Source organism: Streptomyces sp. NPDC093018 (assembly GCF_040684035.1).
Taxonomy (GTDB): Bacteria; Actinomycetota; Actinomycetes; order Streptomycetales; family Streptomycetaceae; genus Streptomyces; species Streptomyces murinus.
This window is the reverse complement of the sequence record NZ_JBFBFF010000032.1, coordinates 1-21,162: the sequence shown is the minus strand read 5'-3', so window position 1 is coordinate 21,162 and position 21,162 is coordinate 1. Positions and strand designations below refer to the sequence as shown.

The following is a 21,162-nucleotide window of genomic DNA, read 5'->3' as shown; positions in this document are numbered from 1 at the left end:
GCCCGCGTTCGCGCCGTCGTCAGCGGACGCTGGCCTCGGCCCTCGTCTCCGGCTCGGCGGAGAGGATCATGCGGTCCGGTACGTGCCCGGTGTCCCGGCGGGCCACGAGCCAGTAGAGGGCGGCCGGGACCAGCAGGCCCACGATCCAGGAGATGTCCGTACCGCCGAGCGGAGCGACCAGCGGACCGGTGTAGAAACTGGTGGCGAGGAAGGGGAGTTGGGCGAGGAGTCCGATGCCGTAGACGACGAGGGCGCCGATCCGCCAGGCGCCGTAGCGGCCGTGCGGATCGCTCAGCGCGGGCAGGTCGTAACGCTCCTTGGCGATCAGGTAGTAGTCCACCAGGTTGATCGCGGACCAGGGGGTGAAGGCCGTGAGCAGGAAGAGCAGGAAGTCCTTGAAGGAGGTCAGGAAGCTGTCCTTGCCCACAAGGGCGATCGCGGTTCCCGCGACCATGATCGCGGCGATGTAGACGGCGCGGACGCGCGGGGAGATCGTGCGCTGCTCGCGGAAGCCGCCGATGCCGGTCACCAGCGACATGAAACCGCCGTAGGTGTTGAGCACGTTGACCGTCAGCTTGCCGAGGGCGATGACGAAGTACAGGAACGAGGCGATCAGGCCGGCACCGCCCAGACCGACGACGTAGCCGACCTGGTTGTCGAGGAAGGCGCCGCCGGCCGTGGCCGCCACGAGCACGCCGAAGGTCATGGACCACTGGGAGCCCAGGGCCGAGCCGCCGAGGGTCCACCAGAAGGTGGCGCGGGGAGAGGTGTCACGGGGCAGATAGCGCGAGTAGTCGGCGACGTACGGACCGAAGGCCAGCTGCCAGGACGCCGAGAGGGAGATGGCGAGGAGGAACAGCGGCAGGTGGAAGGAGTGGTCGGCGAGGAGCGCGCTCAGGTCGGCGCGCTCCAGCAGGCGGATCCCGAGGTAGACGAAGGCGAGCGCGCACACGACGCCGGCCAGTCGGCCCAGGGTGTGGATGAGCCGGTAGCCGACGACCGTGGTGACCGCTGTGACCAGGGCGAAGATCACGATGCCCATGGTGTCGCCCAGGTGCGTGAGCTCCCCGACGGCCTCGCCGGCCAGCACGCTGCCGCTGGCGAAGAAGCCGACGTACATGACGATGACCAGAGCCAGGGGTACGACGGCGCCCCGGACGCCGAACTGAGCCCTGCTGGAGATCATCTGCGGGAGCCCGAGCCGGGGTCCCTGGGCGGAGTGCAGGGCCATCACCGCACCGCCGAGCAGATTGCCGAGCAGCAGGCCGACGAGCGACCAGAGGACGCCCCCGCCGAAGACGACGGCCAGCGCTCCGGTCACGACCGCGGTGATCTGCAGGTTGGCGCCCAGCCAGAGCGTGAACTGGCTGAACGCGCTGCCGTGCCGTTCGGCGTCGGGAACCACGTCGATCGAGCGTTGTTCGACCATGCCTGCCATAAGGATGCCCTCTTCCGTGGATGCACCAGCGGCTGAATGCATCCATGCAGGATGTGTTCGAATGAATGAAAGGTCAATGCTCTGGCCGAAAATAAGTGTGCGGGCCATCGAAATCGGGGGGCACCGGGACGAGATGCTCCGGGGCGCCGCAGCGGGTGACGCGGGGTCCACCCCACACCCCCCGGGTGTTTCCTGGTTCACTGGTGCGTCCCCGCAGCGACACGGAAGGCCCAGCTCCCGCCATGGTGTATCGGCGCACGGAACGCACGAAGCGGCACGCCCGGACGAAGGAAGAGGCCTTCGTGCGGGCCGCTCACGAGTTGGTGGCCCGGGAGGGCTTCGCCGGAGCGAAGGTGGCCGCGGTGGCCGGCGCCTGCGGGGTGAGCGCGGGCTCGCTCTACTCGTACTTCGGCAGCAGGGACGAGCTGCTGGCCCGGGTCTTCCGGAGCGCCGCCGGACGTGAACTGGCCGCCGTACGCGCCGCGGTGGACGCCGCGCCCGCGCACCCCGAGGCCCGGCTCAAGGCGTTCGCCGACACGTTCACGGGGCGTGCCCTGCGCGGCCGGCGGCTGGCGTGGTCCCTGCTCTTCGAACCGGTCTCGCCGGTGGTGGAGCGCGAACGGCTGGTGTACCGGCGGGAGTACGCCCAGTTGTGCGAGGGTGTCATCCGGGACGGCGTCGCGGCCGGGCTGTTCGCCCCCCAGAACGCGGCGGTCTCGGCCGGCGCCGTCATCGGCGCCATCTCCGAGGCGCTGGTCGGCAGGCTCTCGCCGGAGGTCGCGCAGCAGGCGGAGGTGCCGGACGAGCAACTGGTCGCCGAGATCCGCGACTTCTGCCTGCGGGCCCTCGGCCGCGCACCGTCCTGAGCGCCCCGTACTCCGGAAGTTCCATTGCCTCACCCCCCGTACCTTTCGTAACATGAATTGAACGAGCATTCAGAGCTTGAACTGCGACGGGGACCCCATGCGGCACAGTGAACAAGTGGCGATGATCGAGCGTCTTCTCGCGCTGCGCGAGACGCGCCGTGACGAGAAGATGCTCGACGAGGTCGTCACGATTCCGGTCAGCAAGTACACCGACGAGGCACTCCTGGAGCGGGAGATCGCCTCGGCCTTCTCCCGCTACCCGCTGATCGCCGGGCACGCCTCGGCACTCGGCGAACCCGGGGCCTATCTCACCAGCGACTGGGACCAGTTCCCCTATGTCGTCGTCAGGGGCGAGGACGGCCGGGTCCGCGCCTTCTACAACCAGTGCCGCCACCGCGGGGCCCGCCTCGCCGACCAGCCGACGGGAGTGGTGCAGAACTTCATCTGCCCCTTCCACGGCTGGGTCTACGGGCTCGACGGCGCCCTGAAGGGCATCACCCGGGCCCATGACTTCCCCGGCGTCAAGACCTGCGACTACGGCCTGGTGGAACTGCCCGCCGCGGAGTCGGGCGGCCTGATCTGGGTCGGCCGCACACCCGGGGAGACCCTCGACATCCCCGGATTCCTGGGGGCGTTCCACGAGGACCTGGTGAACTTCGACGTGGCCTCGCTGGTGCGGTACAAGAAGACCAAGGTGGTCAAGGAGGCCAACTGGAAGCTGCTGATCAAGACGTATCTGGAGGGCTACCACGTCCCCTACCTGCACCGGGACACCCTTGTCTTCGCCTTCAAGAAGGGGGTGATCGCACACGATGAGGAGGGACCGCACATCCGGCTGTCCGCGGCGCGCACCAACATCGTCGAGACGGCCCTGAAGCCGCAGGAGGAGTGGCGCATCCTGGACTACGCCTCGGTGTACTACACGCTCTTCCCCAACACCTTCTTCATCCTGCATCCCGACTACGTCTCCATCAACACCTTCTGGCCCCTGGCGGCGAACCGCACGATCTGGACCCACGAGATGCTCTACCGCGACGGTGACTTCGCCGGATCCGCGGGACAGAGCGCGCTCGCCAAGCGCTTCGAGTTCACCAATGACACGGTCTTCGACCAGGAGGACTTCGCCATCGCCGAGGACGTGCAGCGGCATCTGCCCCACGGAGGCAGCGACCACCACGTCCTGGGTCTCGCGGAGGGCCTGCTCGCCATGTTCCAGCAGAACATCGACGACCGGCTCACCGACCCGGACACGGACACCCCCACCACCCCCCGAGCAACAGGACGGCACTCATGACCATGGACCACGCCGGTTTCGCACAGAGCATCTTCAAGGCCCAGCCGTTCAGCATGTTCCTGGGCGCCGAACTCACCTCCGCGGGGCCCGACTCGGCCGAGATCCGGGTGACCAACCGGCCCGAGATCCAGCAGCAGCACGGCTTCGTGCACGGGGGAGTGCTCAGCTACCTGGCCGACAACGCGCTGACCTTCGCGGGCGGACTCGCCCTCGGCGGTGACGCGCTCACCGCCGAATACAAGATCAACTACGTGCGGCCGGCCGTGGGCGAGTACGTCGTCGCACGCGCCGAGGCGACCGTCACCACCCGGCGCCAGGCCGTGTGCCAGTGCTCGGTCTACGTCGTCTCGGAGCAGGGCGAGGAGCGCCTGGTCGCCGTCGCCCAGGGGACGATCGTACGGGCGGGCAAGCAAGAGGACTGAGACACCACAGGGCCGGTCGGCCGGCCGGCGGCCGACCGGCCCGTGGCGCCAGGCGTGTCAGGGGCCGGTCCGCACCTGCTCGCGCAGTATGTGCTTCTGCACCTTGCCGGAGGGCGTGCGCGGCAGCGACGGGACCACCACCAGATCCCGGGGGATCTTGTACCTGGCCAGCCTGGTGGAGAGGAAGTCGCGCAACTGTTCGAGGGTGACCATCGAGTCGGTCTCGACCACGGCGACGACGGTCTCGCCCCAGTCCGGGTGCGTCCGCCCGACGACGGCGGCGTCCCGGATCGCCGGATGCTGGAGGATCGCCTCCTCCACCTCGGGCGCGTAGACGTTCTCCCCGCCGGTGATGACGACGTCCTTGATCCGTCCGACGATGAACAGGTAACCGTCCTCGTCGACCCGCGCGAGATCCCCGGACCTGTACCAGTCGCCCGCGAAGGCGCGCTCGGTCGCCTCCGGGTCGTCGAGATACCCCAGCATGCGGGTCCCCGAGCGCAGCCACAGCTCCCCGGTCTCGCCGGGCCCGGCGTCCAGGCCGTCGTCCCTGACCACGCGGATGTCCACGCCCGGCATACCGCCCGCCCCGATCGACCCCGCCTTGGCGAGCTGCTCGTGCGGGCGGAGCACGGCACCCACCGGCCCCATCTCGCTCATCCCGTACACCTGGCAGAAGCGGTCCGGGCCGTACGCCGCCTCCAGCGTCCGCACCGTCTCGGCGCCCAGCGACGCCCCGCCGTAGGCCCACAGCCGCACGCTCGACAGATCGAAGCCGGACAGCTCGACCCCGGCCGCGGGCAGCGCCTTCAGCGGGGCGAGGTAGGCGATGGGGGCACCGAAGAAGGCGGTGACCCGGTGCTTTCGCACGGCCTCCAGGAAGGCGAGCGGCTGGTACTCCTTCAGCAGGACGACGGTGCCGCCCAGGTAGATCATCGACAGGAACCAGTTGTTCAGGGGCGAGGCGTGCCAGATCGGCATGGCCAGCAGGAACCGGTCCTCGCGGCGCAGCCCCGCGCCGGCCGTGGTGTACGCGGGCACGGCGGACAGCCCGCGGTGCGAGTGCAGGCAGCCCTTGGGCGCGCCGGTCGTCCCGGAGGTGTACAACACCTGCGCGACGGCCTCAGGACCGACCTCCACCCCCTCCCAATGCGGCGCTCCGGCGACCAGCCTGTCGAACTCTCCGCCGCCGGTGTCGTCCGTGGTGAGGACGTCGACCTCGGGGGCGCCCTCGCGCATCCGCCCGGACAGTTCCTCCGCGACGACGGCGACGCGCAGCTTCGAATGCCGCGCGACATACGCCAGTTCGGGCGCGGTCAACTTGTGATTGACCGGCACCAGGGCTGCCCCGGCCCGCCAGATCCCGAACGCCGCCACCGCGAAGGCGGGGGTGTTGTACGTCATCACCCCCACCCGGTCGCCCGGCCGCACCCCGCGCTCGCGCAGCACGGCGGCGGCCCGTTTCGAGGCCGCGAGCAACTCGGTGTACGTCATCGACCCCAGATCGGAGACGAGAGCGGGCTTCTCGCCGCAACTGCGGGCCGACGCCTCCAGCATCCATGTCAGGGTCACCGCAGGGTCCTCCGCGTTCCGGGTGGGGACTGCCGTGCCGGGGATCTCGTCGGCACGGCAAGAATTGAATCATCGTTCAACACTCCCGGGGAAGCTTCAACTCCCTTTACCTGGAGGGATTCCCGCGCCAGGACGCGACGCCGACTGGGGTGGCGGGTCCGGTCACCGGGACACCGACGACGGGGTCAGCGCTCCTCGCGCAGCCCCCATGGAGTCCCGTACTCGATCAGCAGGTCGAGGAAGGGACGGGGCGGGAGCGCCTCCGGGCCGAGGACGCCGCTGCCCTGCCAGGCACCGCTCGCGATCAGTTCCAGGGCGATCACCGGATTGACGGCCGTCTGCCAGACCACGGCCTGGGAGCCGTACTCGCGCATCGACCACTCGTTGTCGACGACGTGGTACAGGTACACCTCGCGCGCGGCGCCGTCCTTCGTGCCCTTGACCCAGGTGCCCGCGCAGGTCTTGCCCGTCATCCGCTCGCCGAGCGTGGCCGGGTCGGGCAGACAGGCGGCGACCACGTCGCGCGGGGAGACCCCGACCGGTCCGTCCGCGCCGGGGACGGTGACCTTCGCCGTGGAGTCGAGCCCCAGCGCGTGGAGGGTCTTGAGCTTGGCGATGAAGTCGTCGCCCAGACCGTACTTGAACGTCACCCGGCGCGCGTCCACCCAGCGGGGCATCAGCAGCACCTCCTCGTGCTCGACGTTCACGCACTCCACCGGGCCGATGCCCTCGGGAAAGTCGAAGACCTCCGGCTCGCTGAACGGCGGCGTGGTGAACCAGCCGCGGTCCTTCTCGTAGACCACGGGCGGGTTGAGGCACTCCTCGATGGTCGTCCAGATGCTGAAGGACGGCGCGAAGTCATAGCCCTCGACGGTGAGATTCGCGCCGTCGCGGACCCCGAGCTCCTCGATCTCGTCGAAGAGTTCGTCGGCGGCATACCGGGCGAAGACGTCCGACAGGCCCGGCTCCACTCCCATCCCGACCAGGGCGAGGCGGCCTGCGGCCTCCCATTCCCCGGCGCGGGCGAACTGCTCGTCGCCGAGTTTCACCCCGCACTGCTCGTACGGAGCGGTCGCGTGCGGCGCGGACAGCGACATCGCCATGTCCAGATAGTGGGCGCCCGCGGCGAGCGCGGCGTCGAACAGCGGCATCACGAAGCGCGGGTCCGTCGCGTTGAGCAGCAGATCGCAGCGTTCCGTGACGAGGAGACTCCGTACCGCTTCCGTGTCGGAGGCGTCCAGGCGGCACGGGCTGAAGCGGCCGTCGGGGTCGTCGAGCGCGGCGACGGCCGCCTCGGCACGGGCGAGGTCGTAGTCGGCGACGATCATGTGGGTCAGGAAGCCGCGACGGGCCGCGATACGGGTGACGGCGGTTCCGACACCGCCCGCACCGACGAGAAGTACGCGCATGTCACACACCCTTCATTGGGACGGTCCCCCGGGCGGGGGCCCCGGGAGGTGACCCGATGAAACACGAGGCGGCTTGTTAAGGTCTACGGCGTTGGCATAAGGAGCGCGAGGCGGTGACGCGGTGCCCAAGAAGGTGGTTCCGGAGGCGGAGCGGCGCAGGCGGCGGCCGACCCGGCAGGGCACCGTCCTGTCGGAGCGGCTGATCGTGCGGACGGCCCTGCGGATGCTGCACGAACACGGCGCCTCCGGGCTGACCGCCCGCCGCCTGGGCGCCGCTCTGGGCGCCGACCCGAGCACGCTGTACCGCTACTTCGCCGGCCTGGACGGACTGACCCGGGCCATCGGCGAGGAGCTGATGGGCAGGGCCCTGGACAGCTGGACGCCCACCGGGAAGTGGCGCGCCGACCTACGAGCCCTCGGCCTGGCCATCCACGCCTCGTACCTCGCGAATCCCCACGCCGCGCTGCTCACCGCCAGCCGCGTCACCGGGCGGCCCCGCGAGATCGCGGTCGACGAGACGATCCTCGGCATCCTGCGCGAGGCGGGCTTCGCCGACGCGGACGCCGTCGGCGTGTACCACGCCTTCATCGACCTGGCACTGGCCTTCGCCGCCCTCGACGCGGGCGCACTCGCCATCAAGGACGAGGTCAGGGAGGCGGACGAGGAGGTCTGGACCTCGACATACGCCCGGCTGCCCGCCGAGACCCATCCGCATATCGCCGCCACCGCGCACCTGCTGGCGGAGCGGATGAACCTCAGCGCCTATCCGGTCGTACTGGACACCCTGCTGGGCCGTGCCGAGGCGCGACTGGCCGCCGGCAGACCGTGAACGGGGGCTCTCCCCGTCCCGGTTCTGCCGCTCGCCAGGTCAGTGACGCAGATGGGGCCGACCGCTGCCGTTCCTCTGGCCGGGCACCCGACCCGTCCCTACGACGCGCTGGTCCCGGCGAACTGACGGCACCTCACCTTCCGGCCTGCCGCGCCGCGCGCCGCCGTGCTCACCCCAGTACAGGACGCTGCCGACGGCCAGGGCGAAGCCGATTCCCGCGCCCACCAGAGCACCGAAGACCTCTCCCGACGCGAAGCCGATCAAGGCTCCGGCCAGCAGTCCCATCAGCGAGGCGCGGGTGAAGTACCTGCGGATCCTCTCGTCCATGGAAATCACCGCCTTTCACAGGCCCCTCTGCCCCGCCGTGCGGTATCAAACCGACGATTCGTCAGATCAGACGAGTGATCGCGGCGCCAACGCCGTTGTCTTCACACCGCCCGGCCTGTCTTGCGCCGGCTGTATCCGCAGCGCCCGGTACAACATCACGATGCCGGACAGCGCCCCCGCCTTCCCCAACACCGCCCCCGCCTTCCCCAACACCGCCCACGCCGATCCGGCCGCGCCGACGCCCGTTCCACGAGGCCGCGACGGGCCATGACCCCTGGAAAGCCGGAAGGGCGGGCGTTCGGCTCAGGCGGCGGGGCGTGGGGGCCTGGGGCCCGGGGAGGAGGGGAATCACGGACCGGCGATCGGCGTTGTCGAAGTATGGACGATCCATCCTCGTACGGGCGTGACACGCGCGGCGCCGCCGGCGTCGCGGCGGCCTACGCGCGCCTTGCGGCCGATCGTGCCGAAACGCTCAGCCGGGCGGCCGCGCTGAGCCGTGAATTCGACGGGATCGTCGCGGCGAACGCCCTGGTCGCGATCGATGACGAACATGACCCCGAGGGAGGCAGCACCGCTTTCGAGCGGGCCCACGTGGCCGCTCTGCTGTCGCGTGCGCGCGAGCACCTGGAAGAACTCGACCAAGCGCTGGAACGAGTCGAGCGTGGGCAGTACGGGAAGTGCGCGGGCTGCGGCGGAACGATACCTCCCGAACGGCTGGAGATCCGTCCTGCGACCGCCCTGTGCGTGCGTTGCGCCCGGTCGGACCCACGCCGTTCGGGGCAGGGCCACGGTTCCCCGTAGACATGGGTACGTCAACCCGCTGTAGCCGCGCGGTACGCCGCAACCGCCGGTGAGAGCACGGTCTCCACACCGGACCTCGGCTTCCTCGCGAACATTTTCTGCACCATGATGATCACATCGCCCTCGCGGACGAACCCCGTCTCGGTGATGAACGGGTCCGTATCACCGGAGAAGGTCGACGCGACCCGAAGCACCACGCTGTCGTCCGCCCTCGCATCGGCACGCCTCACGGACACGGTGTTGTGCGTGCGGGTGCCGTCGTCGAGCGTGTCGGTGTAGGCGGTGCAGCGCTGTGCGACGCCGCGGACGGCGGCCATGACCGCGGCCGCCCGGCCGGGCGCGTACCGGTCGAGGGACTCCTGCCCGAACCAGCCGTGGTCGTCACCGACGACGTGCTCCTGCTCCACGGCGACCGCCACGTCCTCGACGGGGCGGGCATGAGCCGTCATGAAGGATTCCATCGCGAGTTGAGGGCACGGCACCGACGCGAGCGGAACGGAGCCGGCAGAACAGGCCGAGGTGGCAAGGACCGCCGTGATGGCCGCGGCCACCGCGACATGCTGTGCGCGCGCACCGTTCTGTTCCCCCTCGGATCCATGGTCGGCCCACCCCCCACGGGGGGCTGACGCCGGCGACGGGCCGACGGGTGGTGGCGACGCGGAACTGATGACGGAGCATCGGGACTTGTCCGGCCCTGCCGCTGGGCCGATCGTGGGGCGGTCGGCAGCCGTGGAGGGAACCCCCGGGTGCGGCGCGGCGGACACCGGTGGGGATGCTCCTACTGTCGGCTGGTGTGACGCATGAAACGAACAGCGCGGCAACGGGCACCGCGAGGCGGAGCCTGCTGACCGCCGGAGCCGGAGCCGTCCTCGCCACGGGGTGCAGCCGTCTGGTGGCCACCTCGGACCGCCAGGGGGGCCCTTCGGCTTCCGGCACCACGCAGGGCGCGGATCTGACGCCCGCAGCGATGACGCTCTTCGAGGACCCGACGTACAACTTCAACGGGCTCCTCGCCCTCGGCGCGTCCGGCGCGGGCGCGGCCGAGGTCGGAGAGGTGCTCACCGCCGTCAACGCGATCAACAAGGCGGGCCTGTCCGCCCAGTCGTACGTCACGACGTTCAGCCGGCTGGGCGACCGGCTCATGGCGGCACCTGGGAGCGGCAGACCGGACGGGCAGACCACGCGCTTCCGGGCCCTGCGCGCGGCGCAGTACTACGGCCAGGCGCTCTTCTTCGTCCTCGGCTCGGACGCCCCCGGCGACGAGGAACGGCTGTACAAGGCGGGGCGTGCCGCCTGGGACGAATTCTGCTCGCTGTGCGAACCGCCACCGGTGAGGGACCGCGTGCCGTACGGGAACACCCCACTGCCGGTGTGGTTCTTCCGGCCCGACGGGTCCGGGGAACGGCGGCCCACGGTCATCCTCACCAACGGCAGCGACGGGCAGAACGTCGACATGTGGACGTACGGGGTGCCCGCCGCGCTGGACCGGGGCTGGAACGCGCTCGTCTACGACGGCCCCGGGCAGGGGCAGCTGCTGTTCGTCGACCAGGTGACGTTCACGCCCACCTGGGAGAAGGTCGTCGCTCCGCTGATCGACTGGCTGTCCCGGCGGCAGGACGTGGACACCTGGAAGATCGCGCTCACCGGGCTGAGCATGGCGGGAGACCTGGTACCCCGCGCTGCCGCGTTCGAGCCACGGCTCGCCGCCGCCGTCGCGATGCCCGGCTGCGTGGAGCCGTGGCGGGGCTTTCCCCCGGAGATCCGGGAGATCCTGCGGCCGGGCAAGGCGGAGACCAACGCCATCTGGAACAAGGAGGTCGTCCCGAACCTGCCCGAGGCGGACGCGGCGACGATGAAGAAGCGCTTCGAGCCGTTCTCCGTCCCGGCGATGCTCGCCGCCCGGCAGGGAAAGATGTTCACGGACTTCTACACACCGGCCCGAGCCGTCCAGGCGCTCACCATCACGGACGTGGTGAGCAGGATCAGGACGCCGATGCTGGTCCTCGACTACGAGGGCGAGCAGTTCTATCCCGGCCAGGCCCGCGAGCTGTACGACAAGCTGACCTCCCCCAAGGACTACGTGAAACTCACCGCCGCCGAGGGCGCCCAGCTGCACTGCTCACCCATGGCCCCCCAACTCCACTGCGAGGTGGTCTTCGACTGGCTCCAGGAGACCCTCTGAGGCCGGACGGCGGTCCGGGTGCGGACAGGAAATCCCCGAGCGCGGACAGCGTCACCTCCCGCCACACGGCATCGAACGCTCAAGCGGCGCCCCCCGCTCCATGCCCGCGACATGACCGAAAACCGCCCCTGACCAGGGTCTATGTGGCACGCGCGAGGCAGTGGCCGATTGTCGCGCCGACCGGCGGCCCGAATTTCGTGCGGATCGGTGTAACGCCCTAGAGTCATCACATGGTTGGCCCAGGCAACCTTTATTGCGGGTCTGTCGCCATCCCGCGTGGAGTGACGCCCACGCGACCGAGGCCATGAGGCGCACGTCTCCTGTCCACCCCCCACAGCTGAACAACCATCAGGTCGGTCCGCGCACCCCTGCGTTCCGGCTCAGGAGGATCACACATGTCCGATGTCGCCCCACGCTTCCGCAACCATGTGGAGCACATCCTCGACGCCCTGCGGGAGAACTCGGACCGCGAGGCGCTGGTATACGGCGAACAGCGGGTCACCGCAGGCGAGTTCCACACCCTGGTGCACCGGATGGCGTGGGCCATGCAGGCCCAGGGCATCGAACGCGGCCAGACGGTGACTCTGCTCAGCGGCAATATGCCGGAGGCCCTGGCCGTGCGATATGCGGCCAATCTGATCGGCGCCCGCGTCAATCACCTGTACAGCAAGCTCGCCGCCGACGTACAGGCCGCGATCGTCCGCGACGTGGAGAGCCGCGCACTGGTCGTCGATCCGCGGATGACCGACCGCGCCGCCGACATCACCCGGTCGGTACCGGTCAAGTCGGTACTGGTGCTCGGCCCGACCGACACGGGCGAGGATCTGCTGGCGCTCTGCGCGACCCAGCCCGAAGAGCCCTTCGCGAGCCAGGCGCAGCCGGACGACATATGCGCCATCCGGCACACGGGCGGCACCACCGGCCATCCGAAGGGCATCTGCACCACCTACCAGCAGGTCCACGCGCAGCGCTCCGCCCGCCCGCTCGACGAGGCCGCCGCCCTGACGCACCGCCAGCTCGTCGTCACCACGATGGCCCACGTCGCCGGCATGCTCATGGACGCCGTGCTGGAGTACGGCGGCGCCGTGGTCCTGCTCGACGACTTCGAGCCGGAGCAGGCGCTCGAGACCATTGAGCGCGAGCGCATCACGCACCTGTGGCTACTGCCGCCCCTGCTCTACCAGTTGCTCGACCACCCGCGCATGGAGCACACCGACACCTCCACGCTGCGCCAGGTCCTCTACGGCGGCTGCCAGGCGTCCCCGGCACGACTGACCGACGCGGTACGCCGCCTCGGCCCCGTACTGGTCCAGGGGTACGGGCAGAACGAGGCGGGCCTGGTCAGCATCCTGTCCGCGGACGATCACACCCACCCCGAGCGGCTGCGCAGCGCGGGACGGATCCTGGACGGCGTCGAGGTCGAGATCCGGGACGAGGACGGCAACGTGCTCCCCGACGGTGAACACGGCGAGATCATGGTGCGCTCGGACATGGTCATGGCGGGCTACTGGAAGCAACCGCGGCTCACCGCGGAGATCCTCCAGGACGGCTGGCTGCACACCGGCGACATCGGATTCCGCGATGCCGACGGCTACTTGACCGTCGTCGACCGGCTGAAGGACATGATCGTGGTGGTCGGCGGCCATGTGTACACCACCGAACTGGAGGACCTGCTCAACAGCCACCCGCAGGTCGAGCAGAGCGCCGTCTTCGGTGTCCGCGACGAGGACCGCGCGGAACGCGTCCACGCCGCGGTGCTGCTCGCCCCCGGCGCCACCATCGACGCGGACGGACTGCGTGCCTTCGTACGCGCCGAACGCGGGGCGATGTACGAGCCGGCCGGCATCACCTTCCCCACCGAACTGCCCCTCACCGACGTGGGCAAGCCCGACAAGAAGGAACTGCGCCGCCGCGCCACGGCCCGGCCGTGAGCCTGCGCGGCACAGCCGACGGCCCGTCATCGCCGTACCACCGGGCCCGGCCCGGAAGGCGGATCGAGTAGGTACGACGGGGAGTCATGAGATGTCGGATGCCCCGGAGTGAGTTCTCCGGGGCATCCGCGGATGACTCGACGGCCCATGTCGCGCGGTCGGCGCACCGTGTCGACGGTGTAGTCGCCGAGGAGATCGGTGTCGACGTCGACACTGGTGGAACCGGCGTTGTACAGGTCGATCTCGCCGTCCGTGCCCACCTTGACCAGCGCGGCACCGGCCGCGGGACGGCCGCTGGTGTAGTCGGCCGAGTGCACGTCCGGCCGGGTGGTGCCGTCGGCGTACGCGATGAGGTAGCCGCTGCCGGTCGGCGAGGGCACCGTGAGATTCAGATCGACCGCGCTCACCCTGCTCGCCGGTACCCCGTGGGCGCCGGTGACTTTGAGTCTGAGCGTGGCGTGGGCGCCGAGCTCGGCGGCCTTTCCGCCGGTTCCCGTACGGGTGTTGAGGATACGTACGGGGCCGACCGGCTGGAACGTCGATCCGCTCGCGGTGGGGCCGTACCAGCCGACCACGTGCGCGACGAGGTGCGCCGAGGCCTTGCTGTTGTTGCGGAGTACGACCTTGCCGTCGATCAACGGGACCATGGGTACGACGATCTGAGCGGAGGCGGTCTGCCCCGTGGTCCAGTACGGGCCGCTGACACCGGAGTTGACGGTGCCGTCGGGGGACACCGTGAGGCTGCCCGGTCCCTTGGTGGTGGTCGCCGCCACATCGAGCACCACGGCGTTCGCGTCGGCCGGGACGCCGTGGGTGCCCGACACGGTCAGGGCGACCGAGTGTCCGCCGGCGACCGCCCCGGTGCGGCCGCCGGTGCCGCTGCGGGTGTCGAGCAGACGGGTCGGTGCGGCCGGATGGCAGGTGCGGCCGAACTGCGCGTGCGACTGGAGGCCGAGCGCGGCGACGTTGACGGTCACCGGGCCGGAGCCGCTGTTGTAGAGGTCGATGGCACCGGTGGGAGCGACCTTCACCGTCGCCTCGTCGCTGAGTGCTCAGGCAGAACTGCCGCGAGGCCGCGGACACCCGACGACACCCGAGGACATCCTTCACGACCGACCTGGACCAGGTCCGCCCTCAATGCCGCTTCCACCAAACGCAGTTGATGTCGTTGGGAAAGGGGCAAACCGGGAGACGATCTACCGGCGGACCGCCGAGATCAGTCCGCCCGGCCCCTCCTCGTACTGCGGCGGAGTACTGAAGGGGCGCCCGTAGGCGGCGGCGCGCTCGCGCAGGGTGTGGCTGTCGGCCGCCCATCCGTGTCCGGCGAGCCAGCCCACCGGATCGTCGGGCATCTCCGAGACCCACATGGACGCCGCCGATCCCGGCGCGGCGTCCGCGCTGAAGCGCTCGATCACCCCGCGCGAGCCCAACGTCAGTCCCATCCGGCTGCCTGCCGCCGACTGCGCGCTGATCCGGGCCAGCAGCAGTTCCACCGCGTCCTCGGGCAGATAGATCAGCAGTCCTTCGGCGATCCACACGGTCGGCACCGCCGGGTCGTGCCCCGCAGCGGCCAGCGCGACCGGCCAGTCCGCACGCAGATCCACCGGGACGGTGATCCGCTCGCAGCGTGCGACGGCCCGCTCCTGGCGCAGCACCGAAGCCTTGAAGTCCAGTGGTTCGGCGGTGTCGACCTCGAACAGCCGGGTGCCCGCGGGCCAGTCCAACCGGAAGGCCCGGCTGTCCATGCCGGCGCCGAGCAGCACGACCTGCCGGATCCCGGACGCGGAGGCATGGCGCAACAGATCGTCGAGGAACTTCGTCCTGATGACGATGGAGAACGCCACGCCCAGCCGACGGCGTCGTGCGGCCTCGTCACCGGGAAGCGTCGGCGAGGAGGGCCCCAGGCCGCCGGCCGTGGCGAAGGCCTGTGCCAGCGGGTCGCGGAACAGCGCGTTCTCCCGCTCGCTCTCCAGCGCCCGCACCCTGGCCACCCCGACGGCCGTGGCCCACACTCCCGACGGCCGCACCCGCTCATACTCCTGCTCATCAGTCACCGCGCCAGCCTATGGGCTGATACCAGGAGCTGCGGGGCACCCCGGGCTCTTGGCGTTCCGCTGCCGGTTACAGCCCGACCGGGTCGATGTAGGTGCCCGGGTGGGTGGCGCCGTCCTGCTTGAGGATCTGACCGCCGAACGGCCACTTCAGGGTGAAGTGCGTCGTCTCGTTCGGCGGCGTGACGAGGAACTTCGCCGGGACGAACTTCTCCTTCTGCGCCGTGGACTTGGCCACGGGAAGCAGCGTGATGCTGAAGTCGACCGTGCTGCCCTGCTGGAGGGTCATCTTCGGGGGCTTCTTGGCGGAGCGCACCAGGGACCAGGTGCCGTCGGTCTTCTGGGCGCCGACCATGTCGACACCGGCGAAGCCCGCCATGGTGCAGGCGTGCTTGCTCTTGTTGGTGAACCAGATGTACGCCTGGGTCTGCTTCTTGGTCTGCCCCATCTCCGGCTTGGCGTCGCCCCCCGTGGCGAAGCCGGCCTTCAGGTCGGCGGTGTGGCAGCGGGTCGGCGCGGCGGTGGCGGCCGAGGCCGGGACGGTGGCAGCGGCCGTACCGGCGACGACGACGGCTGCCAGAGCCACGGCGGTCAGCTTGTGCTTCATGAAGATTCGGTCCCCTTCGACTACGAATCGGCGCGCGAGGTCAGTGCGCACCTGCACACCTGAAGATGCACGAAGAGCGGGCAAGGTTCGGTGGGGGAGCACAGTCCTTTACGGCCGTGGAGGCGTTCCTCGTCGCCACCTGCGGGCGGCGATCCGGCCCTCGCGCCCGCTGCCATCGACTGATGGGAAAACAGGTCCGCCGGCCCGCCGGGAAATCCCGTTGCGAGTGACCCGCAGCGGATGTCTGATGGGTCGGCCACCGATCGGGGAGGGAAATGTGAGGGCGTTGCTGCCGACCCCCTCGTTGCACACCGCTCGTCTTCGGCTGCGTGCCTTCGAAGACGCGGATGTGAACGAGCTCTTCGCACTGCAGAGCAGCGCCCACATCCTGCGTTACTGGGACTCACCGCCGTGGACCGAACGCTCGCGCGCCGAGAAGTTCATCACTGCTTGCCGGCGGATGGAACAGGAGGGCACCGGGGCGCGGTTGGCCGTCGATCGCGTCTCCGACGGGGCGTTCATCGGCTGGTGCACCCTGAACAGTTGGAATCCGGATTTCCGCAGCGCCTCGCTCGGCTACTGCTACGACGACGCAGCCTGGGGTCAGGGCTACGCGACCGAGGCGGCGCGTGCCCTGCTGGGCTGGGCGTTCGACACGCTGGACCTGAACCGCGTCCAGGCCGAGGCCGATACCCGCAATACGGCTTCCGCCCGCGTACTGGAAAAGCTCGGCTTCGTACGCGAGGGGACGCTGCGGGAGGACTGCGTCGTCAACGGCGACGTCTCCGACTCATGGGTCTACGGGCTGCTCAGACGGGAATGGCAGCCTTCGCCCGATCCGGCCGCCCGCTGAGTCCCGCGTCCCGAAGGGGGTAGCGCGCGAGTCGGCACGGGCCAGGACACACCACCGTCCTGGCCCGGCCGGTGGCAAGACCGCGGCGACGGGCGCGCCGAGGCATTTCGGCGACGGGTCGGAGCCGACGGCCTGGACCTCGTCCGGCGTGGACGGGCGACCCAGGTTCTTCCCGCCGACCGCGGCGACGACGCCGTCCACGTGCTCGCGCTGATCAGCTCACGCTGGGACCGGAGTACGGCGGCGGGCACGTCGATGATCCTCGTGGTGCCGGAGTCCTCGGCCGCCAGGCCGCTCCCGGACAGGAGCCCGCTCCGGACCCGCAGATGCGGACCCCGCCGGGTGAGGGCGGGGCCGCAGGGCCAGGACGTCGGCAACGGACCGGGAAAGCCGACCGCGACTCATCGAGGAGTTGCCGAAGGCCCCGCCGATGTCGCGCCGCCGCCTGTGGTGCTGCTTACGCCGAGGCGCAGCGGTCGTGTTCTCTCCTTCCTGGTGCGCCTTCCTGGTGCGGCTACCTTGATCTGCGCGCTACGGCAGGCCGGCCACTCGGTCCCCGGACCGTCGAGGCGGGCTGTCGCCCGGTATTTACCGTGCGGCGACGTCGGAGGCGTATACCAGGGCTGTGCGGTGGTTGTACTGGATGGTGTACATGCTCTTCCCTCCGGTGACGACCCGGCCGGTGGAGGGGAAGTAGTCGTCGGTGGGGGCGGGAGCGGCGGTGGCGACGTAGGCCTGGCCGACGGGGATGGTGTAGAAGGCCAGCGGGGCCTGGGTGGAGGGGGAGAGCCCGGCGGGGTATTCGTTCGCGTCCGGGTAGCTCGATCCGTACACCGCCACCGGTGAGGTGCCGGCGGCGCCCACCACCGTCACATCGCGGGCGGGGGTGGTGTTGCAGCCGTGCGGGTTGAGGAACCAGACTTTCATGCCGCTGTACCAGATGGCCGTCCAGTCGCCCTGCCGGTCGGCGACGACGAACTGCTGCCCGGCCGCCGCGGTGCTGCCCCAGTCGTTGATGCTGTCGCTGCCGACGCCGTCCGGATGGATGGCCTGGTCGCCGAAGAGCGGCGCGGTGGCGCTGGGCGCGGTGCGCAGATAGACGAAGTCGGAGGGCTGGGTCCGCTCGGTGCACTCGGGTGTGGCGCCGGTGGGGTCGTCGGACGGACAGACCCGCACGGTCTGCTGGTTGCGGGCATACCCAGGGGTGATGGTGACCACGGAGCCCACGCGGCCCACGCCGTGCCGACCGCCCACCGGGGCGTGCAGCAGCCGCATGAAGCGCTCCCAGTCCCAGGACGGGCCCGGGTCCCAGTGCATGCCGGAGACGAGGGCCGAGCTGGGCCCGGGCACGTTGTCATGCCCGATGATGTGCTGCCGGTCCAGCGGAATGCCGAAGCGCTCGGCCAGGTACCGGACGAGTTCCGCGCTGGTCTCGTACTCGGTCTGCGTGTACCAGGTGCCGCCCGCGGCGGCGTATCCCTCGTGCTCGATTCCTATCGAGTGCAGGTTGGTCGAGTAGTTGCCCGCCTGGAAGGAGATGTCCTTGGTGGGCACCATCTGGGTCACGGCGCCGTCGGAGGAGCGTATGACGTAGTGCGCCGACCCGCCGCCCGGTTTCTGGAAGGTGTTCAGGGCGGCGTCGTACGACGACTCCGTGTCATGAATGACGATGGAGTCGATCCTGATCCCGTTGGCGGGGCGGTCGGACACCTGCCCATTGGCCGCCGCGGCCGGCAGGAAGGCGCAGTCGATGGTGGCGGGGCACTCGGTGTCGCCTGTCGCGGCCGTCGTTCTCAGATGCAGCACGGAAAGTTGCTTGCTGGCCGGCCGGACGCTCGGAGAGGCGGGCAGTTGGATGTGCTGTCCGTCCCTGGTGGTCTCCTGCGCGCCGTTCTCGATGGTGGCGAACACCCGGTCGGCGAAGGCTTTTGCTGCCCCCTGCCCGGAGGAACCGCTGTAACGGGCAATGGCGGCGTACCACTTGCCCGAGTCCTTCGGCGTACTGCCGACCGCGCTCTTCTCGTAGGAGGCGAGGAGGGCGGCACCCCCACGGATGTTGGCGGCGTCGTCGGCGCGCAGTCGCTTCCCGGGCAGCCCCGTCAGCCGGGCGGCGGCCTGGAGGGTGTGCAGGGACGGGGCGGAGGCCAGTTCGGGGAGGTCGGCACGGCCGACCGCACCCGCGTCGCCCGCGGCCAGCATCCCGGTCGTCACGTCGGTCAGGTGCATGGGTCCGTAGCCGCCGCCGGTACTGCGTTCACCGGCATGGGCATCCCAGGCGGACTCGTGATACGCGACGGCGAGGAGGACGGGCAACGGGACGTCGTAGTCCGCCGCGGCCTGCTCGAAGGCGTGCTGACGGCTGTCGGCCGCGCTCCGATGCCCTACCGCCTGGGCGGCCGGTGAGGCGGTCGCGACTCCCGCGGCAGCCAGCACTCCTGCCGCGAGAATCCGTGACAGCCGCCGATGCGGCTTGCGCTCATGCACGTGTAAGTACCTGACTTCTCTAGTCGATTCCGGATCTTGGAAGTCACCGGCGCAGCGGTCCAAGGCCGTTACGCGGCCCGGAACCTGACTGCCCATAAGGTGATCTGTACATGAAGTGACGATGATCAAGTGCACCGGGTTCCCACTTCGCGGCATGACCTGAGAGGGCGAGCAGGTCCGTGTTCTGGACGTCAGCCCCTGATCATCTCCTTGGAGGGGGCCCGGTCGCGTGGCGCCGGCGGCTGCCGCCCACCGGCGCCCGGACCCGGTGCTTCCTGCCGCCTGGCCGTGGCACCGACGGGACGGGTGAAAAAGGAGCGGGTTCAGCGGGAACCTTCGGGCGGGTGCCGGACACGTACAGGGCATGGAAGTGAACGACGTTGGTCCCACCGCAGCTGTCGGAGGGGTATCCGACCGGGAGTTGTGGGCGCGGGCGGTCGACGGCGATCGGGACGCCTTCGGCCGGATCTTCGACCGTCATGCGAAGACGGTCTACAACCACCTGTTCCGGCGGACGGCCGACTGGTCGGAGGCCGAGGATCTCACCTCGGCGGTATTCCTTCATGCCTGGCGGCGGCGGTCGGAGGTCGCGCTGGACCGCGATTCGGCCCTGCCGTGGCTGCTGGGCATCGCGGAGCGCCTGCTGTCGAACACCAGGCGGCGGCTGCGGCGGGCGGAGGCGTTGCTGCGGCGGCTCGTCTCACATGACGAGTCGGTGGGTGACCACGCGGACCGTGTCGCCCGCGAGATCGACGACGCGCGCCGGATGTCACAGCTCCATCGGGCGCTGGCCCGGCTCCCGCGCCATGAACGCGAGGTGGTCGAGCTGTGCATGTGGTCGGGCCTGGATCAGCAGGCGGCCGCGATGGCGCTGGGAGTGGCGGTGGGAACCGTGAAGTCCCGACTGCACCGAGCACGGCGCAGGCTGGGGGCCGATCTCGCCGACAGGCCAGGCGTTGCGACGTCGTCCAGTTCGAAGAATCCCGTCACCGTGGAGGAGGTCGCGCGATGAATGACACGCAAGGTATGCCCGCGCCTCCCCCCGAGCGTGCTCTGCCGAATCACCGGCGGATCCGAGAGGACCTGATGATGAAGATCGATCAAGAGGACGAGCAGCCTTCGCTGGTGCGCAGGTGGGCGCTGCCGTTGAGTGTCGCCGCCGGTGTCGCGACGTTGAGCGTCGCGGCGGTGAGCGTCTTCGGTGGGGAGGGGGCCGCCGAGCCGGTCCAGGCCGGCAGTGGTGGAAGTCCGAAGAGCGCCGCCGCGTCACCTGGTCCGAGCCGGGGCTCGTCGAGCGCCGGGGCGGGTACGACGCCGTCCTCGACGCCTTCTGCCTCTGCGGCGAACGTGGTCACCGTCACCAGCGTTTCCACGAGCCCGATCGAGGCGGGGGCCGTCGGCAGGATCCTGTCCTCCTGCCTGGGATCGGATGCCGGGAGATTCCACCCGGTGATCGCGGTCCGTACCCCTGCCGCCTCCAAGGACTGGGACGGCGCGGTCATCGCCGTCGACTCGGCCGGGCAGTACGTGCAATGCCAGACCAAGGGCGAGCGGGGCAGCAGCCCGGACGTCCCGCCGACGTTCATCAACGACCGTCTGTGGGGCACCGGCCACATCGTGGAATACTTCGACGCCGTCGGCGGGCCGGCCGGGAAGGGGCGGTACCTCTCACTCGGCGCCGGACATTACACAACCGCCGTAGCCAAGATCACCGTCAGCTATGGCGAGGACCCGAAGCAGTACCAGGCGGTCATGGCAGGTGGCGCGTTCTTCTACACGGCGTCATTCTCCACCGGGTCGTCCACCGCCAAGTTCATCGATGCGATGTCGACTCCGTACGTCCATGCCTACAACGCAGCCGGCAAGGAGATCTACAACCAGAAGAAGGACCCTCAGTTCACCGGCACCTCCGAGTAGACCGGCCCCGCGACTGCCCCGCTGGTGCCCCGGCGACAGTGCCGGGGCACCAGCGACCTCGGCGCCTCTCGGGTGTGGGTTTTTAGAGTTGTTCCATGGTGAAGTCTTCTTTGGTGGCGCCGCAGGTGGGGCATTGCCAGGTGGTGGGGATGTTTTCCCAGGGGGTGCCGGGTGGGATG

Annotated in this window: 22 protein-coding genes; 11 read left to right on the top strand and 11 right to left on the bottom strand. The window is 69.9% G+C overall.

The features are described from left to right. Positions 1–19: 19 nt before the first annotated feature. Positions 20–1,438, bottom strand: a complete 1,419-nt coding sequence (locus tag AB0N90_RS37110; protein WP_365203860.1) for a cytosine permease — start codon at positions 1,436–1,438, stop codon at positions 20–22. A gap of 302 nt (positions 1,439–1,740) precedes the next feature. Between AB0N90_RS37110 and AB0N90_RS37105 the strand changes: the two genes are divergently transcribed. From AB0N90_RS37105 to AB0N90_RS37095, 3 genes are all read left to right on the top strand, one after another. Then, positions 1,741–2,304: a TetR/AcrR family transcriptional regulator gene (locus tag AB0N90_RS37105; protein WP_361680567.1), complete on the top strand. Its 564-nt coding sequence runs from the start codon at positions 1,741–1,743 to the stop codon at positions 2,302–2,304. Positions 2,305–2,425: 121 nt separating this feature from the next. Continuing rightward, positions 2,426–3,598 carry an aromatic ring-hydroxylating dioxygenase subunit alpha gene (locus AB0N90_RS37100; RefSeq protein ID WP_365203858.1) on the top strand — a complete coding sequence of 391 codons (1,173 nt, stop codon included), beginning with the start codon at positions 2,426–2,428 and terminating at the stop codon, positions 3,596–3,598. Further along, positions 3,595–4,020 carry a PaaI family thioesterase gene (locus tag AB0N90_RS37095; RefSeq protein WP_361680573.1) on the top strand — a complete coding sequence of 142 codons (426 nt, stop codon included), beginning with the start codon at positions 3,595–3,597 and terminating at the stop codon, positions 4,018–4,020. Before AB0N90_RS37100 ends, AB0N90_RS37095 begins: the two co-directional genes overlap by 4 nt. Before the next feature lie 57 nt (positions 4,021–4,077). On the opposite strand, the gene AB0N90_RS37090 is transcribed toward AB0N90_RS37095, so the two are convergent. Together AB0N90_RS37090 and AB0N90_RS37085 are read right to left on the bottom strand one after the other, a co-directional pair. Beyond that, complete coding sequence (locus AB0N90_RS37090) at positions 4,078–5,592, bottom strand: AMP-binding protein (protein ID WP_365203857.1); 1,515 nt, start codon at positions 5,590–5,592, stop codon at positions 4,078–4,080. Positions 5,593–5,777: 185 nt separating this feature from the next. Further along, positions 5,778–7,001 carry a saccharopine dehydrogenase C-terminal domain-containing protein gene (locus AB0N90_RS37085; protein WP_365203855.1) on the bottom strand — a complete coding sequence of 408 codons (1,224 nt, stop codon included), beginning with the start codon at positions 6,999–7,001 and terminating at the stop codon, positions 5,778–5,780. Between the two features lie 121 nt (positions 7,002–7,122). Between AB0N90_RS37085 and AB0N90_RS37080 the strand changes: the two genes are divergently transcribed. Next, complete coding sequence (locus AB0N90_RS37080; protein ID WP_365203853.1) at positions 7,123–7,830, top strand: TetR family transcriptional regulator; 708 nt, start codon at positions 7,123–7,125, stop codon at positions 7,828–7,830. 39 nt (positions 7,831–7,869) lie between these two features. Here the strand turns inward: AB0N90_RS37080 and AB0N90_RS37075 are convergent, their stop codons facing one another. Continuing rightward, positions 7,870–8,157, bottom strand: coding sequence for a hypothetical protein (locus AB0N90_RS37075; RefSeq protein WP_365203851.1), 288 nt, complete (start codon positions 8,155–8,157; stop codon positions 7,870–7,872). On the opposite strand from AB0N90_RS37075, the gene AB0N90_RS37070 reads away from it, so the two are divergent. Together AB0N90_RS37070 and AB0N90_RS37065 are read left to right on the top strand one after the other, a co-directional pair. Beyond that, the gene (locus AB0N90_RS37070; RefSeq protein WP_365203850.1) at positions 8,156–8,428 is read left to right on the top strand and encodes a hypothetical protein; all 273 of its coding nucleotides are present in this window, start codon (positions 8,156–8,158) and stop codon (positions 8,426–8,428) included. The genes AB0N90_RS37075 and AB0N90_RS37070 overlap by 2 nt on opposite strands. A 107-nt stretch (positions 8,429–8,535) precedes the next feature. Continuing rightward, the gene (locus AB0N90_RS37065) at positions 8,536–8,958 is read left to right on the top strand and encodes a TraR/DksA C4-type zinc finger protein (RefSeq protein WP_365203848.1); all 423 of its coding nucleotides are present in this window, start codon (positions 8,536–8,538) and stop codon (positions 8,956–8,958) included. 11 nt (positions 8,959–8,969) lie between these two features. On the opposite strand, the gene AB0N90_RS37060 is transcribed toward AB0N90_RS37065, so the two are convergent. After that, positions 8,970–9,407 (bottom strand): hypothetical protein, encoded by a 438-nt coding sequence (locus tag AB0N90_RS37060; RefSeq protein ID WP_365203847.1) that lies wholly within the window; start codon positions 9,405–9,407, stop codon positions 8,970–8,972. 344 nt (positions 9,408–9,751) lie between these two features. Between AB0N90_RS37060 and AB0N90_RS37055 the strand changes: the two genes are divergently transcribed. Together AB0N90_RS37055 and AB0N90_RS37050 are read left to right on the top strand one after the other, a co-directional pair. Further along, complete coding sequence (locus AB0N90_RS37055; RefSeq protein ID WP_365203844.1) at positions 9,752–11,140, top strand: alpha/beta hydrolase; 1,389 nt, start codon at positions 9,752–9,754, stop codon at positions 11,138–11,140. A 395-nt stretch (positions 11,141–11,535) separates the two neighbouring features. Next, positions 11,536–13,071, top strand: a complete 1,536-nt coding sequence (locus AB0N90_RS37050) for an AMP-binding protein (RefSeq protein WP_365203842.1) — start codon at positions 11,536–11,538, stop codon at positions 13,069–13,071. Positions 13,072–13,097: 26 nt separating this feature from the next. On the opposite strand, the gene AB0N90_RS37045 is transcribed toward AB0N90_RS37050, so the two are convergent. From AB0N90_RS37045 to AB0N90_RS37035, 3 genes are all read right to left on the bottom strand, one after another. Beyond that, complete coding sequence (locus AB0N90_RS37045) at positions 13,098–14,102, bottom strand: hypothetical protein (RefSeq protein WP_365203840.1); 1,005 nt, start codon at positions 14,100–14,102, stop codon at positions 13,098–13,100. A 165-nt stretch (positions 14,103–14,267) separates the two neighbouring features. Beyond that, positions 14,268–15,125 carry a class I SAM-dependent methyltransferase gene (locus AB0N90_RS37040; protein ID WP_365203838.1) on the bottom strand — a complete coding sequence of 286 codons (858 nt, stop codon included), beginning with the start codon at positions 15,123–15,125 and terminating at the stop codon, positions 14,268–14,270. 67 nt (positions 15,126–15,192) lie between these two features. After that, on the bottom strand, positions 15,193–15,729 hold the full coding sequence (locus AB0N90_RS37035) for a DUF4232 domain-containing protein (RefSeq protein ID WP_365203836.1): 537 nt from the start codon (positions 15,727–15,729) through the stop codon (positions 15,193–15,195). Between the two features lie 247 nt (positions 15,730–15,976). Between AB0N90_RS37035 and AB0N90_RS37030 the strand changes: the two genes are divergently transcribed. Next, on the top strand, positions 15,977–16,582 hold the full coding sequence (locus AB0N90_RS37030) for a GNAT family protein (protein ID WP_365203834.1): 606 nt from the start codon (positions 15,977–15,979) through the stop codon (positions 16,580–16,582). A 588-nt stretch (positions 16,583–17,170) separates the two neighbouring features. Here the strand turns inward: AB0N90_RS37030 and AB0N90_RS37025 are convergent. Continuing rightward, positions 17,171–19,066, bottom strand: a complete 1,896-nt coding sequence (locus AB0N90_RS37025; RefSeq protein ID WP_365203832.1) for an N-acetylmuramoyl-L-alanine amidase — start codon at positions 19,064–19,066, stop codon at positions 17,171–17,173. Between the two features lie 364 nt (positions 19,067–19,430). On the opposite strand from AB0N90_RS37025, the gene AB0N90_RS37020 reads away from it, so the two are divergent. Further along, complete coding sequence (locus AB0N90_RS37020; RefSeq protein WP_365203830.1) at positions 19,431–20,078, top strand: sigma-70 family RNA polymerase sigma factor; 648 nt, start codon at positions 19,431–19,433, stop codon at positions 20,076–20,078. A gap of 88 nt (positions 20,079–20,166) precedes the next feature. Here the strand turns inward: AB0N90_RS37020 and AB0N90_RS37015 are convergent, their stop codons facing one another. Continuing rightward, positions 20,167–20,439 (bottom strand): hypothetical protein, encoded by a 273-nt coding sequence (locus tag AB0N90_RS37015; RefSeq protein WP_365203829.1) that lies wholly within the window; start codon positions 20,437–20,439, stop codon positions 20,167–20,169. Positions 20,440–20,515: 76 nt separating this feature from the next. Between AB0N90_RS37015 and AB0N90_RS37010 the strand changes: the two genes are divergently transcribed. After that, the gene (locus tag AB0N90_RS37010; RefSeq protein WP_365203827.1) at positions 20,516–20,983 is read left to right on the top strand and encodes a hypothetical protein; all 468 of its coding nucleotides are present in this window, start codon (positions 20,516–20,518) and stop codon (positions 20,981–20,983) included. An 82-nt stretch (positions 20,984–21,065) separates the two neighbouring features. Here the strand turns inward: AB0N90_RS37010 and AB0N90_RS37005 are convergent, their stop codons facing one another. Next, positions 21,066–21,161, bottom strand: a complete 96-nt coding sequence (locus tag AB0N90_RS37005) for a rubredoxin (protein WP_365203871.1) — start codon at positions 21,159–21,161, stop codon at positions 21,066–21,068. Position 21,162: the final 1 nt, after the last annotated feature.

Bases quoted from the DNA above. Each gene is read 5' to 3' on its own strand.
- AB0N90_RS37110 (WP_365203860.1), bottom strand. From the start codon at position 1,438: ATGGCAGGCATGGTCGAACAACGCTCGATCGACGTGGTTCCCGACGCC.
- AB0N90_RS37100 (WP_365203858.1), top strand. From the start codon at position 2,426: ATGATCGAGCGTCTTCTCGCGCTGCGCGAGACGCGCCGTGACGAGAAG.
- AB0N90_RS37095 (WP_361680573.1), top strand. From the start codon at position 3,595: ATGACCATGGACCACGCCGGTTTCGCACAGAGCATCTTCAAGGCCCAG.
- AB0N90_RS37085 (WP_365203855.1), bottom strand. From the start codon at position 7,001: ATGCGCGTACTTCTCGTCGGTGCGGGCGGTGTCGGAACCGCCGTCACC.
- AB0N90_RS37070 (WP_365203850.1), top strand. From the start codon at position 8,156: ATGGAAATCACCGCCTTTCACAGGCCCCTCTGCCCCGCCGTGCGGTAT.
- AB0N90_RS37075 (WP_365203851.1), bottom strand. From the start codon at position 8,157: ATGGACGAGAGGATCCGCAGGTACTTCACCCGCGCCTCGCTGATGGGA.
- AB0N90_RS37065 (WP_365203848.1), top strand. From the start codon at position 8,536: ATGGACGATCCATCCTCGTACGGGCGTGACACGCGCGGCGCCGCCGGC.
- AB0N90_RS37060 (WP_365203847.1), bottom strand. From the start codon at position 9,407: ATGACGGCTCATGCCCGCCCCGTCGAGGACGTGGCGGTCGCCGTGGAG.
- AB0N90_RS37050 (WP_365203842.1), top strand. From the start codon at position 11,536: ATGTCCGATGTCGCCCCACGCTTCCGCAACCATGTGGAGCACATCCTC.
- AB0N90_RS37035 (WP_365203836.1), bottom strand. From the start codon at position 15,729: ATGAAGCACAAGCTGACCGCCGTGGCTCTGGCAGCCGTCGTCGTCGCC.
- AB0N90_RS37030 (WP_365203834.1), top strand. From the start codon at position 15,977: ATGGGTCGGCCACCGATCGGGGAGGGAAATGTGAGGGCGTTGCTGCCG.
- AB0N90_RS37020 (WP_365203830.1), top strand. From the start codon at position 19,431: ATGGAAGTGAACGACGTTGGTCCCACCGCAGCTGTCGGAGGGGTATCC.